General features: G+C 75.6%; 16 protein-coding genes. 13 read left to right on the forward strand and 3 right to left on the reverse strand.

The features are described from left to right. Nucleotides 1–102 precede the first annotated feature (102 nt). Nucleotides 103–687, reverse strand: coding sequence for a hypothetical protein (locus tag ACFY07_RS18535; RefSeq protein WP_390869725.1), 585 nt, complete (start codon nucleotides 685–687; stop codon nucleotides 103–105). A gap of 1 nt (nucleotide 688) precedes the next feature. Beyond that, entirely contained in the window at nucleotides 689–1,657 is a 969-nt protein-coding gene (gene htpX / locus ACFY07_RS18540) for a zinc metalloprotease HtpX (RefSeq protein WP_390869727.1), read from the reverse strand. A 308-nt stretch (nucleotides 1,658–1,965) separates the two neighbouring features. Here htpX and hrcA point away from each other — a divergent pair, with 308 nt between their 5' ends. The 13 genes from hrcA to era all read left to right on the forward strand — a co-directional run bounded on the left by hrcA (nucleotide 1,966) and on the right by era (nucleotide 15,365). Next, nucleotides 1,966–2,985 (forward strand): heat-inducible transcriptional repressor HrcA, encoded by a 1,020-nt coding sequence (gene hrcA, locus ACFY07_RS18545; protein WP_230649916.1) that lies wholly within the window; start codon nucleotides 1,966–1,968, stop codon nucleotides 2,983–2,985. Between the two features lie 30 nt (nucleotides 2,986–3,015). Continuing rightward, nucleotides 3,016–4,158 (forward strand): molecular chaperone DnaJ, encoded by a 1,143-nt coding sequence (gene dnaJ, locus ACFY07_RS18550; protein WP_230649913.1) that lies wholly within the window; start codon nucleotides 3,016–3,018, stop codon nucleotides 4,156–4,158. Nucleotides 4,159–4,254: 96 nt separating this feature from the next. Continuing rightward, complete coding sequence (locus ACFY07_RS18555) at nucleotides 4,255–5,004, forward strand: 16S rRNA (uracil(1498)-N(3))-methyltransferase (RefSeq protein ID WP_390869729.1); 750 nt, start codon at nucleotides 4,255–4,257, stop codon at nucleotides 5,002–5,004. A gap of 225 nt (nucleotides 5,005–5,229) precedes the next feature. Continuing rightward, nucleotides 5,230–8,634: a PDZ domain-containing protein gene (locus ACFY07_RS18560; protein ID WP_390869731.1), complete on the forward strand. Its 3,405-nt coding sequence runs from the start codon at nucleotides 5,230–5,232 to the stop codon at nucleotides 8,632–8,634. A 120-nt stretch (nucleotides 8,635–8,754) separates the two neighbouring features. Then, on the forward strand, nucleotides 8,755–9,117 hold the full coding sequence (locus ACFY07_RS18565; protein WP_230649904.1) for a histidine triad nucleotide-binding protein: 363 nt from the start codon (nucleotides 8,755–8,757) through the stop codon (nucleotides 9,115–9,117). Nucleotides 9,118–9,132: 15 nt separating this feature from the next. Continuing rightward, nucleotides 9,133–10,053, forward strand: coding sequence for a ribonuclease Z (locus ACFY07_RS18570; RefSeq protein WP_390869733.1), 921 nt, complete (start codon nucleotides 9,133–9,135; stop codon nucleotides 10,051–10,053). 230 nt (nucleotides 10,054–10,283) lie between these two features. Further along, on the forward strand, nucleotides 10,284–11,450 hold the full coding sequence (locus tag ACFY07_RS18575; protein ID WP_390869735.1) for a PhoH family protein: 1,167 nt from the start codon (nucleotides 10,284–10,286) through the stop codon (nucleotides 11,448–11,450). 21 nt (nucleotides 11,451–11,471) lie between these two features. Then, the gene (ybeY, locus tag ACFY07_RS18580) at nucleotides 11,472–11,960 is read left to right on the forward strand and encodes an rRNA maturation RNase YbeY (protein WP_230649896.1); all 489 of its coding nucleotides are present in this window, start codon (nucleotides 11,472–11,474) and stop codon (nucleotides 11,958–11,960) included. Nucleotides 11,961–12,061: 101 nt separating this feature from the next. Continuing rightward, the gene (locus tag ACFY07_RS18585; RefSeq protein ID WP_230649894.1) at nucleotides 12,062–13,432 is read left to right on the forward strand and encodes a hemolysin family protein; all 1,371 of its coding nucleotides are present in this window, start codon (nucleotides 12,062–12,064) and stop codon (nucleotides 13,430–13,432) included. 68 nt (nucleotides 13,433–13,500) lie between these two features. Beyond that, a complete protein-coding gene (locus tag ACFY07_RS18590) occupies nucleotides 13,501–13,866 on the forward strand; it encodes a cytidine deaminase (protein WP_390869866.1) in 366 nt (121 codons plus the stop codon). Further along, nucleotides 13,866–14,135 carry a hypothetical protein gene (locus tag ACFY07_RS18595; protein WP_390869738.1) on the forward strand — a complete coding sequence of 90 codons (270 nt, stop codon included), beginning with the start codon at nucleotides 13,866–13,868 and terminating at the stop codon, nucleotides 14,133–14,135. The genes ACFY07_RS18590 and ACFY07_RS18595 overlap by 1 nt, the downstream gene beginning before the upstream one ends. A gap of 48 nt (nucleotides 14,136–14,183) precedes the next feature. Further along, nucleotides 14,184–14,348 carry a hypothetical protein gene (locus tag ACFY07_RS18600; RefSeq protein ID WP_390869740.1) on the forward strand — a complete coding sequence of 55 codons (165 nt, stop codon included), beginning with the start codon at nucleotides 14,184–14,186 and terminating at the stop codon, nucleotides 14,346–14,348. A gap of 66 nt (nucleotides 14,349–14,414) precedes the next feature. Next, entirely contained in the window at nucleotides 14,415–15,365 is a 951-nt protein-coding gene (gene era / locus ACFY07_RS18605) for a GTPase Era (RefSeq protein ID WP_390869742.1), read from the forward strand. 31 nt (nucleotides 15,366–15,396) lie between these two features. Here era and ACFY07_RS18610 read toward each other — a convergent pair whose 3' ends face one another. Further along, entirely contained in the window at nucleotides 15,397–15,663 is a 267-nt protein-coding gene (locus ACFY07_RS18610; protein ID WP_230649881.1) for a protealysin inhibitor emfourin, read from the reverse strand. Between the last annotated feature and the right edge of the window lie 101 nt (nucleotides 15,664–15,764).

Below are 15,764 nucleotides of genomic sequence, written 5' to 3' on the forward strand. Positions count from 1 at the left end.
GTAGGGGCCGGACCGGCCGGGGCCCGGGAACGCCACGGCCCCGCCCGCCGCCCCGGCGTGCGGCCCCGGGGCGGTCCGGCCCGCGGTCCGGGGCGGTCCGGCTCACAGTCCCGGGGCGCCCCACACCGGGAACCAGCGGGAGAGGTCCTCCTCCACCCGCAGGTCGTCGCCGACGAGCGCCCGCACCTGGAGCTCCAGCGCGCTGTCCCGCCTCTCCCCGCCGCCCGCGGCCGGGCAGAACGGGTAGAAGGTCCCCCGCTTGTACAGGTACACCAGCGCCGGCGACCGCCCCTGCGGGTCGCGGAAGCCCACGAGCGAGCAGAGCAGCTGCGGGCCGAAGCCGTTCGCCTCCAGCTCGCTGTTGACCGCGTGCAGGTCGTTGACCAGGCCCGGCAGGTCGTCGGGGGAGTGGCGGGCCAGCAGCCAGGAGTAGCCGTAGGAGTCGCGGCTCGCCTCCACCGGCGCGCCGCCGCCCGCGACGTCGGCGTCCAGCAGCGCCCGCACCTGCCGCTCGACCTCGGCGAAGGCGCCGCCCTCGACGGCGGCGAAGCAGACCGACCCCAGCCCGGTCGGCCGGAAACCGGCCGCGGCCTCCAGGGTGACCGCGGCCGACGGCAGGCCGAAGAGCTGGTCCAGGTCGGGCCGCACGGGTCTGCGGCGGCCGAGCAGCGCGTCCCAGAGGCCCACCTCAGCGGCCCAGCTCGGTGGAGATCCGGCCGAGCTGCTCCAGCCGCTTCTCCAGGCTCGGGTGGGTCGAGAGCAGCTGCGCCGCGGCGTCCCGGGCGTTCAGCGCGGGCGCGAACCAGAAGGCGTTGTACGGCTGCGCCCGCCGCAGGTCCTCGGTGGGGATGCGGGAGATCTGCCCGGTGACCTTGGTGAGCGCCGACGCCAGTTCGGAGGGCCGCCCGGTGAGCAGCGCCGCCGAACGGTCGGCGGCCAGCTCGCGGTAGCGGGAGAGCAGCCGGGTGAGCAGCACGCTCAGCACGTACACGGCCATGCTGACCAGGGGGATGACGAGCATCGCGATCGCCGCGTTCTGGTCCCGGCCGCCGCGCAGGCCGCCCCACAGGCCGATCCGGGTGAGCGCGCCGGCCAGCACGCCGAGGAAGCCGGCGATCGTCATCACGGCGACGTCGCGGTGGGCGACGTGGGAGAGCTCGTGGGCGAGGACGCCCTCCAGTTCCTCGGGCTCCAGGCGGCGCAGCAGCCCGGTGGTGACGCAGACCACGGCCTTCTGCGGGGTGCGGCCGGTGGCGAAGGCGTTCGGCATGTCGTTGACGGCGACGGCCACCCGGGGCTTGGGCATGTCGGCGAGCGCGCACAGCCGGTCGACCGCGCCGTGCAGCTGCGGGTACTGCTCCGGGGAGGCCTCGCGGGCGCCCATGGCCTTCTCCGCGATGGTGTCGCTGAACCAGAACTGGGCGACGAACAGCACGCCGGAGACCACCACCACGATCGGCCAGGCCCGGCCCAGCAGGGCGATCAGCAGGCCGGTGAAGCCCACGTAGACCAGTCCGATGAGGAACATCGTGGTGACCATCCGCCGGGTCAGTCCGCGGTCGGGAGCGAAACGCGTCCGCTGCGCCGGCGTCCGGCGGCGGTCCTCCCGGTGGCGGTCCCTCCGGCGCCCGCCCTCCCGCTGCCCTGACAGAGCCATGGCTCCTCCTCCGTGGACGGGGCCGGCGCGGCCGCACGGCCGCCGGACCGTCCCTGCTTCGATGCTGCCACCGCCGGGGCCCCGGCGACAGCAGACGCAGGTGCGGCAGACGCAGGGACGTCGGGCGCAGGGGCGGCAGGCTCCGGGGCGGCCGGGGCGGGATCGGCCGACGGCCCGTTCCGGCCGTCGGGGCCGGGCCTTACACTGGCAGGTACGGTCCTGGCACTCGCCCGCGCAGAGTGCCAGAGCCGCAGGGGCCGGGGACCGAACCCTCACTGGTCGAACGACTGACGCCGGAGGTGCGTGCCATGCTCGACGAACGCAAGCTCGCGGTCCTGCGCGCCATCGTCCAGGACTACGTGGGGACCGAGGAGCCGGTCGGCTCCAAGGCCCTCGTGGAACGGCACAACCTGGGGGTCTCCCCGGCGACGGTGCGCAACGACATGGCGGCGCTGGAGGACGACGGCTACATCCACCAGCCGCACACCAGCGCGGGCCGGGTGCCCACCGACAAGGGCTACCGGCTCTTCGTCGACCGCCTGGCCGAGGTCAAGCCGCTGTCGGCGCCCGAGCGCCGCGCCATCCGGCACTTCCTGGACAGCGCGGTCGACCTCGACGACGTGGTGGCCCGCACCGTCCGGCTGCTCGCGCAGCTGACCCGGCAGGTCGCCGTGGTCCAGTACCCCTCGCTGTCGCGCTCCTCGGTGCGGCACGTGGAGCTGCTGGGCCTGGCGCCCACCAAGGTCATGCTGGTGCTGATCACCAACACCGGCCGCGTCGAGCAGCGGATCGTGGACGCGCCGGCCCCGGTCGGCGAGACGGTCCTCGCGGACCTGCGGGCGCGGCTCAACGCCGCCGCCGCGGGCGTGCGCTTCCCCGAGGTGCCCGCCCGCCTGCAGGACCTGCCGGAGGCCTTCGAGCCGGACGACCGGCCCGTGGTCTCGGCCGTCCTCTCCACCCTGTTCGAGACCCTGGTGGAGCGGACCGAGGAGCGGATCATGCTCGGCGGCACCGCCAACCTCACCCGCTTCGGGCACGACTTCCCCCTCACCATCCGGCCGGTGCTGGAGGCGCTGGAGGAGCAGGTGGTGCTGCTGAGACTGCTGGGGGAGACGGCCGAGCCCGGCATGACGACGGTCCGCATCGGTCACGAGAACGACTACGAGGGGCTCAATTCCACGTCGGTCGTCTCGGTGGGCTACGGTTCGGGCGACGAGTCCCTCGCGAAGCTGGGCGTCATCGGCCCCACGCGGATGGACTACCCGGGCACGATGGGAGCGGTACGCGCGGTGGCACGGTACGTCGGTCAGATCCTGGCTGAGTCGTAAGGTCTAGAGGCGGAGCAAGCGGAGTCATTGGTGGCCACGGACTACTACGCGGTACTGGGCGTCCGACGGGACGCGGGTCAGGACGAGATCAAGAAGGCGTTCCGGCGCCTGGCGCGTGAACTGCACCCCGACGTCAATCCCGACCCCAAGACGCAGGAGCGCTTCAAGGAGATCAACGCCGCGTACGAGGTGCTCTCCGACCCGGCCAAGCGCCAGGTGTACGACCTCGGCGGCGACCCGCTGTCGCCCAACGGCGGCGGTGGCGGCGCGGGCGGCTTCGGCACCGGCGCGGGCTTCGGCTTCTCCGACATCATGGACGCCTTCTTCGGCGCGTCGGCCGGGTCGCGGGGGCCGCGGTCGCGCACCCGTCGCGGCCAGGACGCCATGATCCGCATCGAGATCACCCTCGAGGAGGCGGCGTTCGGCACGACCAAGGAGATCCAGGTCGACACCGCCGTCACCTGCACCACGTGCAACGGCGAGGGCGCGGCCCCCGGCACCTCCGCGCAGACCTGCGACATGTGCCGCGGGCGCGGCGAGGTCTCCCAGGTCACCCGCTCCTTCCTCGGCCAGGTCATGACCTCCCGGCCGTGCCCGCAGTGCCAGGGCTTCGGCACCGTCGTGCCCACCCCGTGCCCCGAGTGCGCGGGCGACGGCCGCGTCCGGGCCCGCCGCACCCTGACCGTGAAGATCCCGGCCGGCGTCGACAACGGCACCCGCATCCAGCTCGCGGGCGAGGGCGAGGTCGGCCCCGGCGGCGGCCCCGCCGGCGACCTGTACGTGGAGATCGCCGAGACCGCCCACCGGGTCTTCCAGCGGCGCGGCGACGACCTGCACTGCACCGTCACCATCCCGATGACCGCGGCGGCGCTCGGCACCAAGGTGCCGCTGGAGACGCTGGACGGCCTGGAGGAGGTCGACATCCGGCCCGGCACGCAGTCCGGCCAGTCGATCCCCATGCACGGCCGCGGCATCACCCACCTGCGCGGCGGCGGACGCGGCGACCTCATCGTCCACGTCGAGGTGCAGACGCCGACCAAGCTCGACCCGGAGCAGGAGGAGCTGGTCCGCCGGCTCGCCAAGCTGCGCGGCGAGGAGCGGCCGTCCGGCACCTTCGCGCCGGGCCAGCAGGGCCTGTTCTCCCGGCTCAAGGACGCCTTCAACGGCCGCTGACCCGGCCTCCCGGCCGGGGCGCGTGCCCCGGCCGGACCCCGTACCGCCCCCGCCGGGCCCGGCCCGGCGGCCCCACCGCACCGAGGACCCGCCGCGATGACCGCCCCCGTCTTCGTCGTCGACGACGACCGCCTGCAGGGCGCCCGCCCCGGCTCCCTGGTCCGCCTGGACGGCGCCGAGGGGCGGCACGCCGTCGCCGTGAGGCGCCTCGCGGTCGGCGAGCCCGTGGTGCTCACCGACGGGCGCGGCCTCGGCGCGTACGGCGCGGTGGCGGCGCTGCACGGGAAGGACGCCCTGGACGCCGAGGTCGCCGAGGTCCGCGAGGAGCCCGAGGCCCGGCCCCGCATCACCGTGGTCCAGGCGCTGCCCAAGGGCGACCGCGGCGAGCTCGCCGTGGAGACCATGACCGAGGTGGGCGTGGACGCGGTGGTGCCCTGGGCCGCCTCGCGGTGCATCACCCAGTGGAAGGGCGAGCGCGGGCAGAAGGCGCTCGCCAAGTGGCGGTCCGCCGCCCGGGAGGCGGGCAAGCAGGCGCGGCGGCTGCGCTTCCCCGAGGTGCACGACCTCATGACGACCCGCCAGGTGGCGGAGCTGCTCGGCGCGTCGGCCCTGGGCGCCGTCCTGCACGAGGAGGGCGCCGACCCGCTCGCCGCCGCCCCGCTGCCGGAGTCCGGCTCCATCGTGCTCGTCGTCGGCCCCGAGGGCGGCGTCTCCCCGGACGAGCTGGCCGCCTTCGCCGGGGCCGGCGCCCGCCCGTACCGGCTGGGCCGCTCCGTGCTCCGCACCTCCACCGCCGGGGTCGCCGCCGGCGCCCTGCTGCTCGGCCGCACCGGCCGCTGGGGCTGACGCGGCCGCTGGGGCTGATGCTGTCGCCGGGGCCTGCGGGGCCGGCCGGTCCCACAGGGCCGGCGGGTCGGCAGGGGGACGGTCGGGCAGGGCCGGCAGGGCTGACGGTCCGGCAGGATTGACCGGCCCGGCAGGGCCCGCGCCCCGCCGAAACCTCCCGCCGGTCCGGTTCGCCTAGCGGGAAACCCGTGGCCCGCGCCACACCCCGTGGCTAGGGTGGCAGCCGTGATCACAGCAGCCCACGGCACCTCCGCGCACCCCGGCACCTACCTGCGCCACCCGCACCTCCACGGCGACCTGGTCACCTTCGTCGCCGAGGACGACGTCTGGATCGCACCCCTCGACGGAGGCCGCGCCTGGCGGCTCAGCGCCGACCGGACCCCCGTCGCCCACCCCCGCTTCTCGCCGGACGGCAGCCTGGTCGCCTGGACCTCCACCCGCGACGGCGCCCCCGAGATCCACGTCGCCCCCGTCGACGGCGGCCCCGCCCGCCGCCTGACCCACTGGGGCAGTGCCAAAACGGCGCTGCGCGGCTGGACGCCCGGCGGCGAGCCGGTCGCGATCACCACCGCCGGCCAGTCCACGCTCCGCCGCACCTGGGCCTTCGCCGTCCCGCTGGACGGCGGGGAGCCGCGCAGGCTGCCGTACGGGCCGATCGGCGGCATCGCCTTCGAGCCCGGCGCGGAGGGCGACGGCGGCGACGCCCGGGTCCTGCTGCTGTCCGCCGGACCGGTCGGCACGGGCCGGGAGCCCGCGCACTGGAAGCGGTACCGCGGCGGCACCGCGGGCAAGCTGTGGCTCGGCCGCACCGGCGGGGAGTTCCACCGCGTGCACGCGGACCTCGACACCCAGATCGACTCGCCGATGTGGGTGGGCGGCCGCATCGCCTTCCTCTCCGACCACGACGGCACCGCCCGCCTCTGGTCCAGCCTCCCCGACGGCGGCGACCTGCGGCGGCACGGCGAGGGCGGCTTCTACGCCCGCAACGCCACCACCGACGGCACCCGGACCGTCTGGCACGAGGCCGGCGAGCTGTGGCTGCTGGACTCCCTCGACGGCGGCGCGCCCCGCCGCCTGGACGTCGCGCTCGGCGGCCCCCGCACCGGCCGCCAGCCGTTCCCGGTGCCCGCCGGGCACCACCTGGGGGTGCCCTCCCCCGACCGCACCGGCCGCGCGAGCGCCGTCACCGTGCGCGGCACCGTCCACTGGGTCACCCACCGCGACGGCCCGGTCCGGGCCCTGGCCGCGGAGCCCGGCGTCCGGGCCCGCCTCGCCCGCGTCGTCCCCGCCCGCGTCGTCCCCGCCCCCGCCGCCCCCGCCGGGGACGCCCGGGGCGGGGACGTCGAGGCCGTGGACGCCCAGGACGGCGCTGCCGGCCCGGGCCAGGAGGCCCGGGCCGGCGGCGCCCCCGGAGGGGACCAGCCGCAGGGCGTCGTCTGGGTGACGGACGCCGAGGGCGAGGACGCCCTGGAGTACGCGCCGTCCACCGGCGCCGCCCCGGGCGCCGCGCCCTGCCGGATCGCCGCCGGGAGGCTCGGCCGCGTCCTGGACCTCGTCGCCGCCCCCGACGGCCGCCGGGTCGCCGTCGCCTCCCACGACGGCCGGGTGCTGCTGGTCGGGCTGGAGGACGGCGAGGTCCGCGAGGTCGCCCGCAGCGAGGACGGCGACGTCTGCGACCTGGCCTTCTCGCCCGACTCCGGCTGGCTGGCCTGGTCCCACCCCGGCCCCTGGCCGCTGCGGCAGCTGAAGATCGCCGACACGGAGAGCCTGGAGGTGGCCGACGCGACCCCGCTGCGCTTCAACGACACCTCGCCGTCCTTCACCGCCGACGGCCGCCACCTGGCGTTCCTGTCCATCCGCAACTTCGACCCGGTCTACGACGCCCACGTCTTCGACCTGTCCTTCCCGACCGGCTGCCGCCCGTACCTGCTGACCCTGGCCGCCGACACCCCCTCGCCGTTCGGCCCGCAGCGGGACGGCCGCCCGTTCGGCGGCGGCGACGGCGGTGCGGAGCCCAAGGGCGGCGAGGACGCCGAGGACGGCGGCGCCGGACGGGCGCCCGCCACCCGCGTGGACCTCGACGGCCTGGCCGACCGCATCGTGCCCTTCCCGGTCCCCGGCGGCCGCTTCGGCGACCTCCGCGCCGCGGGCGACGGCGTGCTGTGGACGCGTCTCCCCGTCGCCGGGGTCCTCGGCGACGACCTGGCCTCCCCCGAGGCCGACGAGCTGCGCCCCGTCCTGGAGCGGTACGACCTCAAGGCCCTCAAGGACGAGGAGCTCCTCGACGGCCTCGACGCGTTCGCGGTCTCCGGCGACGGCAGCCGCATCGCGGTCCTCGACCACGGCCGGCTGCGGGTCCTGCCCGCCGACCGCAAGGTGGCCGGCGACGGCTCCGACGACGACCTCACCGTCGACCTCTCCCGTGTCCGCGCCACCGTCGACCCGGGCGCCGAGTGGCGGCAGATGTTCGACGAGAACGGCCGCCTGGCCCGCGACAACTTCTGGCGCGAGGACATGAACGGCGTCGACTGGGACGGCGTGCTCGCCCGCTACCGCCCCCTCGTCGACCGCCTGGGGAGCCACGACGACCTGGTCGACCTCCTCTGGGAGGTCCAGGGCGAGCTGGGCACCTCGCACGCCTACGTCTCCCCGCCCGGCCGCGCCGCCGATGAGGCCCGCCGGCAGGGGCTCCTCGGCGCCGACCTGGTCCGCGACGGCGACGTGTGGCGGGTCGCCCGGGTGCTGCCCGGCGAGTCCTCCGACCCGCGCGCCCGCTCCCCGCTGGCCGCGCCCGGTGTCGCGGTCCGGACCGGCGACGCGCTGACCGCCGTCGACGGCCGGCCCGTCGACCCGGTCACCGGCCCGATGCCGCTGCTCGCCGGGGCCGCCGGCCGCCCCGTGGAGCTCACCGTCGCCCCGGCCGGCGGCGGCGCGCCCCGGCAGGTCGTCGTGGTGCCGCTCGCCGACGAGGAGCCGCTGCGGTACCACGACTGGGTGGCGGGCCGCCGCGCCGAGACCCACCGCCTCTCCCAGGGGCGGGTCGGCTACCTCCACGTGCCGGACATGGTCGGCGCCGGCTGGGCCCAGCTCCACCGCGACCTGCGGGTGGAGATGGCGCGCGAGGGCGTGGTCGTGGACCTGCGGGAGAACCGCGGCGGCCACACCTCGCAGCTGGTGGTCGAGAAGCTCAACCGGCGCGTCGTCAGCTGGGGCCTGACGCGCGGCGTCCGCTCCGCCGAGCCGTACCCGAGCGACGCGCCCCGCGGCGCGGTGGTGGCGCTGGCCAACGAGTTCTCCGGCTCGGACGGCGACATCGTCAACGCAGCCATCCAGGCGCTCGGCATCGGACCGGTGGTCGGCGTCCGCACCTGGGGCGGCGTCATCGGCATCGACGGCCGCTACTCGCTGGTGGACGGCACCGGCGTCACCCAGCCGAAGTACGCGACCTGGTTCGAGAACTACGGCTGGGGCCTGGAGAACCATGGCGCGGACCCCGACGTCGAGGTCGTCATGGCGCCGCACCACTGGGCGGCGGGGGAGGACCCGCAGCTGGCCGAGGGCGTGCGGATCGCCCTGGCCTCCCTCGCGGAGCGGCCCGCGAAGCGGCCCCCGGCGCTGCCGGAGCTGTGACGCCCGGGGGCGGGGCCGCGGTGCGCCGCGGCCCCGCCCCCGCGGCCGCCCGGCCGGGGGCCGATAGCATGCGGCGGGTACGGCCCGGCCAGGGCGCGGAGCGCGGAGAGTGGAGGCCCGATGACGGGTGAGCCGCAGGCGGACTGCCTGTTCTGCAGGATCGTGGCGCGGGAGGTCCCCGCCGAGGTGGTCCGCGAGACGGAGACCACCCTCGCCTTCCGCGACATCAGCCCCCAGGCCCCCGTGCACGTCCTCGTGGTGCCCAAGGCGCACTATCCGAACGCAGCGGCGCTGGCCGCCGGCGACCCGGCGCAGGCGGCCGCGGTCCTGGCCGAGGCGGGCGAGGTCGCCGCCCTGGAGAAGGTCGACGGGTCCGGCTACCGGATCATCTTCAACACCGGCGAGGGCGCCGGGCAGACCGTCTTCCACGCGCACGCGCACGTCCTGGGCGGCGGGGACAGCCTCCACGCCATGCTCGTCTGAGAGGGCGGCGCAGCCGTGTCCTCCCGCGAACTCGTCGTGCTCGGCACGGCCAGCCAGGTGCCCACCCGGCACCGCAACCACAACGGCTACCTGCTGCGGTGGGACGGCGAGGGCCTGCTCTTCGACCCGGGCGAGGGCACCCAGCGGCAGATGCTGCACGCCGGGGTGTCGGCCACCGACGTCACCCGGATCTGCGTCACCCACTTCCACGGCGACCACTGCCTGGGGCTGGCGGGCGTCGTCCAGCGGCTCAACCTCGACCGGGTGCCGCACCCGGTGGACTGCTGGTTCCCCGCCTCCGGAGGCCACTTCTTCGAGCGGCTGCGGCACGCCAGCGCCTTCCACGAGACGGTGGAGCTGCGGCCCCGGCCGATCGCCGCCGCCGGGCCGCTGGAGGCGCCGGGGATGCCGTTCGCCCTCGGCGCGGTGCGCCTGAGCCACCCCGTGGAGTCGTTCGGCTACCGGCTGGTCGAGCCCGACGGGCGGCGGATGCTCCCCGAGCGGCTCGCGGCGCTCGGCATCGCCGGACCCGACGTGGGCCGGCTGCAGCGGCAGGGCGTCCTCGTGCTGCCGGACGGGCGCACGGTCGGCGTGGCCGAGGTCAGCGAGCCGCGGCCCGGCCAGAGCTTCGCGTTCGTCATGGACACCCGGCTCTGCGAGGGCGTCGCCGCGCTCGCCGACGGGGTGGACATGCTGGTGATCGAGGCGACGTTCCTGGAGGCCGACGCGCGGCTCGCGGAGGACCACGGCCACCTCACCGCCGCGCAGGCCGCCCGCACCGCTGCCGAGGCCGGGGCGCGCACCCTGGTCCTCACCCACTTCTCGCAGCGCTACCCCGACCTGGAGGGGCACCTTGCCGAGGCCCGCGCGTACTTCGACGGCGAGATCGTGCTCGCCGCGGACCTCGCCCGGGTGCCGCTGCCGCCCCGCCGCTGACCGCGCGCCCCGGCCCCGGCCCGGATCCGGGCGGAGGACCGCGGGCCGGGGCGTGCGGGCAGCGGAAAAGAACTGGCGTGCGCGGCGCCCGTGGCGGAGCATCGACGGGCGGCGGCCGACCCGGCCGCCCGGTACCGCCGTCGGTGCCTCGGCGTACCCTTGGGGGTACCAGGCCGGAAGCGGCGGACCGGAACGACGGAGGGGATGAGGCAGGCCCCAGCGGCCGACCCATGACTGCGACACCAGACAGCGGGGCCCGGCGGGCCCGCACCACCGGACCGCGCACCGACGGCGCGCAGCCCCGCGGCAACGGCAGCGGCCCCGCGGTGGACGACGGCGGCACGGCACGCGCCCGCATCGTGATCCCCGAGAAGCACCCCATGGTGACCGTCCTGGGCTCCGCGGACTCCCTGCTGCGGGTCATCGAGGCCGCGTTCCCCGGGGTCGACATCCACGTCCGCGGCAACGAGGTGACCGCCACCGGCGACGCCGCCGAGACCGCCCTCGTGCAGCGCCTGTTCAACGAGATGATGCTGGTGCTGCGCACCGGCCAGCCCCTGACGGAGGACTCCGTGGAGCGCTCCATCGCCATGCTCCGGAGCGCGGCGGCCGACCCCTCCCACCCCGAGGCGTCGGACAACCCCTCCCAGGTGCTGACGGCCAACATCCTCTCCAGCCGCGGCCGCACCATCCGCCCCAAGACCCTCAACCAGATGCGCTACGTCGAGGCCATCGACCGGCACACCGTGGTCTTCGGCATCGGACCCGCCGGCACGGGCAAGACCTACCTGGCCATGGCCAAGGCCGTCCAGGCCCTCCAGGCCAAGGAGGTCAACCGGATCATCCTGACCCGCCCCGCCGTCGAGGCCGGCGAGCGGCTCGGCTTCCTGCCCGGCACCCTGTACGAGAAGATCGACCCGTACCTGCGCCCGCTCTACGACGCGCTGCACGACATGATGGACCCCGACTCCATCCCGCGCCTCATGGCCGCCGGGACGATCGAGGTGGCGCCGCTCGCGTACATGCGCGGCCGCACCCTCAACGACGCGTTCATCATCCTCGACGAGGCGCAGAACACGAACCCCGAGCAGATGAAGATGTTCCTCACCCGGCTCGGGTTCAACTCCAAGATCGTCATCACCGGTGACGTCACCCAGGTCGACCTCCCCGGCGGCACGAGGAGCGGGCTGAAGGTCGTCCAGGAGATCCTCTCCGACGTCCCCGACATCCACTTCTCCCTCCTCACCAGCACCGACGTGGTCCGCCACAAGCTGGTGAGCCGCATCGTGGACGCCTACGAGCGCTGGGACGCCGAGAACCCCGCCGACGCCGGGGACCCGTCCGCGCACCGCCCCCGCGGCCGCGCACCCCGCCAGCCCCGCCGCAACGACAGCTGAGAGCCGAGAGCCCCACCGACCATGTCGATCGACGTCAACAACGAGTCCGGCTGGGAGGTCGACGAGCAGTCCGTGCTCGACGTCGCCCGCTACGCCCTGGACCGCATGCGCATCCACCCCCTCTCCGAGCTGTCGGTGATCCTCGTGGACTCCGACGCCATGGAGCAGCTCCACATCCAGTGGATGGACGAGCCCGGCCCCACGGACGTGATGTCCTTCCCCATGGACGAGCTGCGCCCCGGCAAGGAGGGCGAGGAGCTGCCGCAGGGCCTCCTCGGCGACATCGTGCTCTGCCCCGAGGTCGCGCTCGGCCAGGGCAAGGCCGGCGGCCACTCCATGGACGACGAGCTGCAGCTGCTCACCGTCCACGGCGTGCTGCACGTCCTCGGCTACGACCACGAGGAGCCCGAGGAGGAGCGCGAGATGTTCGGCCTGCAGAAGCGCATCCTGGACGACTGGCGTGCCTCCCGCGGCCTGGAGGGCCCCTCCCCGGCCCCCACCGTCCGCTGAGACCGGACGGACCCGCGAAGCACCCCGCACGGGCCATCCCGCGCGGGCACCCCGCACGAGCAGTCCCGGCAACGGGCACACGGAAGAGCTGACAGACGCACATGGGCGGCAACACGACGTCGTTCGTCATCGGCGCGGTCCTGCTGGTCATCGTCGGATGGCTGGCGGCCTGCGCCGAGGCGGGCATCTCCCGGGTGTCCCGGTTCCGCGCCGAGGAGGCCGTCCGCGCCGGGCGGCGCGGCTCCGCCCGGCTCCTCACCCTGGCCACCGACCCCATCCGCTACCTCAACCTGGCCACCCTCATCCGGGTCGGCTCCGAGATGGCGGCCGCCGTCCTGGTCACCGTCGTCTGCGTGCGGGGCTTCGCCTCGACCTGGGTCGCGGTGCTGGTCGCCATCGGCGTGATGGTGCTGGTCTCCTTTGTCATGGTCGGGGTCTCCCCCCGCACCATCGGCCGCCAGCACCCCCTGAACACCGCCACCGCGGCCTCCGTGGTGCTGCTGCCGCTGGCCCGCGTCCTCGGCCCCATCCCCCGGCTGCTGATCCTGCTCGGCAACGCCCTCACCCCAGGCAAGGGCTTCCGGGAGGGTCCCTTCGCCTCCGAGGCCGAGCTGCGCGCCCTGGTCGACCTCGCCGAGAAGGACGCCCTGATCGAGGACGAGGAGCGCCGCATGGTGCACTCGGTCTTCGAGCTCGGCGACACCATCGTCCGCGAGGTGATGGTGCCCCGCACCGACCTGGTGCTCATCGAGCGGCACAAGAGCGTCCGCCAGGCCCTCACCCTGGCGCTGCGCAGCGGCTTCTCCCGCATCCCCGTGGTCGGCGACAACGAGGACGACGTCGTCGGCATCGTCTACCTCAAGGACCTGGTCCGCCGCACCCACATCAACCGCGACGCCGAGTCCGAGCCGGTCTCCTCGGTCATGCGCCCCGCCGTCTTCGTCCCCGACTCCAAGCCGGCCGGCGACCTGCTGCGCGAGATGCAGCAGATGCGCTCCCACGTCGCCATCGTCATCGACGAGTACGGCGGGACCGCCGGCCTGGTCACCATCGAGGACGTCCTGGAGGAGATCGTCGGCGAGATCACCGACGAGTACGACCGGGAGGCCCCGCCCGTGGAGGAGCTGGGCGGCGGCACCTACCGGGTCACCGCCCGGCTGCCCGTCGAGGACCTCGGCGAGCTCTTCGGCCTGGAGCTGGCCGACGAGGACGTCGAGACCGTCGGCGGCCTCCTCGCCAAGCACCTGGGCCGCGTCCCCATCCCCGGCGCCTCCTGCGAGGTGCCGCTCCCGGAGGACGACGCGGTGCCCATCACCGCGCTGCGCCTGACCGCCGAGTCCTCCGCCGGCCGCCGCAACCGCATCGGCACCGTCCTCGCCGAGCCGGTGCGGCGCGGCGGGGGCCGCGGGCACGGCGAGGACCGGGCGGCGCAGGCCGCCGAGGAGCACGAGGAGCCGCACCCCGCCGGCTGACCCCGGACTCCGGGCCGCCCTCCCGGGGCGGCGCGGCCTCGGCCGGACGGCCCGGCGCGGTGATCGCTATGCTCGGGGCCATGAGCGACGCCGCAGCCGGGCTGGACCCGGAGGACAAGAAGATCGTCACCCTGGCCCGCTCGGCCCGGGCCCGCAACGGCGTCCCCGAGGGCGCGGCGGTCCGCGACGAGACCGGCCGCACCTACGTGGCCGGCACGGTCGCCCTGGAGTCCCTGCGGCTCACCGCCCTGCAGACCGCGGTCGCCATGGCCGTCGCCAGCGGCGCCAAGGGCCTGGAGGCCGCCGCCGTGGTCACCGCCGCCGACGCCCCGGCCGAGGCCGACCTCGCCGCCGTCCGCGACCTGGGCGGGGCGGGGACGCCGGTCCTGCTGGCCGGCCCCGACGGCACGGTGGTGTCCACCACGCCCGCCTGATGGTCCGCAGACCCGGGTCGCGGCTCGACCGGTGGACCCGCCCGCGGGTCCGGGAGGCCCTGGTCGCCCTGTGGAGCGCCTTCGTGCTCCTCAGGTGGGCCGTGCGCCTCCGCGACCACGGCGTCCGGGACGGCTGGGACGCGGCCGCGTCCGTCGTGCTGGGGCTCTTCGCCGTGCTGGCCGCGGTCTCCGCCGCCCGGTGGGCCCTCGGCCGGGTGCGCTCCCGCCGGGGGCGGCGCGCGGTTGGACACCTGTCCGACCGGGGCTAGGCTCCCGGTGCGGGCGCAGGGAGCGCCCGCGGGGGAGGGGCGGAGGGCATGGGGGGCTGCGCGTTCATCGCGGCCGCGCTGGTGGTGCTGTGGGGGATGGGCATCTGGCACGAGACCGGGTCGCCCGGCTGGCTCGCCGCGTCCATCACCGTCGCGGTCCTCACCGTCGCGGGCGTCCTGCACTCCCTGGGGAGCGGCAGGAAGAAGAAGTAGCGGCCGGTCCGCGGGGGCCCCGGGGCGGAGGGCGCGTGTGCGCGGCACCCCTCCCGGTCGGGGACAATGGTCGCCATGAGCCTCACTCCCCCTTCCGGCGGCGCCCCCTTCCGCGCCGGCTTCGCCTGCTTCGTCGGGCGGCCGAACGCGGGCAAGTCGACCCTGACCAACGCCCTGGTGGGGACGAAGGTCGCCATTACCTCCAACCGCCCGCAGACCACCCGGCACTCGGTGCGCGGCATCGTCCACCGGTCCGACGCCCAGCTGGTGCTGGTGGACACCCCCGGCCTGCACAAGCCGCGCACCCTGCTCGGCGAGCGGCTCAACGACGTGGTCCGCAGCACCTGGGCCGAGGTCGACGTCATCGGCTTCTGCCTGCCCGCCGACCAGAAGCTGGGCCCCGGCGACCGCTTCATCGCCAAGGAGCTGGCCGAGGTGAAGCGGACCCCCAAGGTCGCGATCGTCACCAAGACCGACCTGGTCGACTCGCAGCGCCTCGCCGAGCAGCTGATCGCCGTCGACCAGCTCGGCAGGGAGGTCGGCATCGAGTGGGCGGAGATCGTCCCCGTCTCCGCCGTCGGCGACCGGCAGGTGGGCCTGCTGGCGGACCTGCTGGTCCCGCTGCTGCCGGAGGGCCCGGCCCTGTACCCGGACGGCGACCTCACCGACGAGCCCGAGCAGGTCATGGTCGCGGAGCTGATCCGCGAGGCCGCCCTGGAGGGCGTCCGCGACGAGCTGCCGCACTCCCTCGCCGTGGTGGTCGAGGAGATGCTGCCCCGCGAGGGCCGTCCCGCCGACCGGCCGCTGCTGGACATCCACGCCAACGTCTACATCGAGCGGCAGAGCCAGAAGGCGATCGTCATCGGCGCCAAGGGCTCCCGCCTCAAGCACGTCGGCACCACCGCCCGCAAGCACATCGAGGCCCTGCTCGGCACGCCCGTCTTCCTCGACCTGCACGTCAAGGTCGCCAAGGACTGGCAGCGCGACCCCAAGCAGCTGCGCAAGCTCGGTTTCTGACGCCCTGCCCGGCAGGGGGCGGCCGGCGGGGTCAGGCGCCCTCCTGCAGCACCAGGGAGACCAGTTCCCGCTGGGCCTCCGTCAGGCGCGGGTCGGCGCAGTGCACCGTCCGCCCGTCCACCGTGATCTCGTAGTGGAAGCCGTCGGGCACGCCGAAGCTCCGGGTCCGCAGGCCGGAGGCCATCGCCTCCCGGACGAGGGCGTGGACGTGCGGCGCGTCGGTCCGTGCGGAGGTGTCCAGCTCGGCCCGGCGCGCGATCCCGGCGAGCCCGCCGGTGCGGGTGACGCTGATGCGCATGGTGCCAGTCTGCTATCCGGCGGGCCGGTCTGGCGAGGGGTTGCCGCGACGGGCCGGTGCCGGCGGGCGCGGGACGGCCGCCGGGGCGCCCCGCCCCGCCG

Source organism: Streptomyces sp. NPDC001380 (assembly GCF_042895785.1).
Lineage (GTDB): Bacteria > Actinomycetota > Actinomycetes > Streptomycetales > Streptomycetaceae > Peterkaempfera.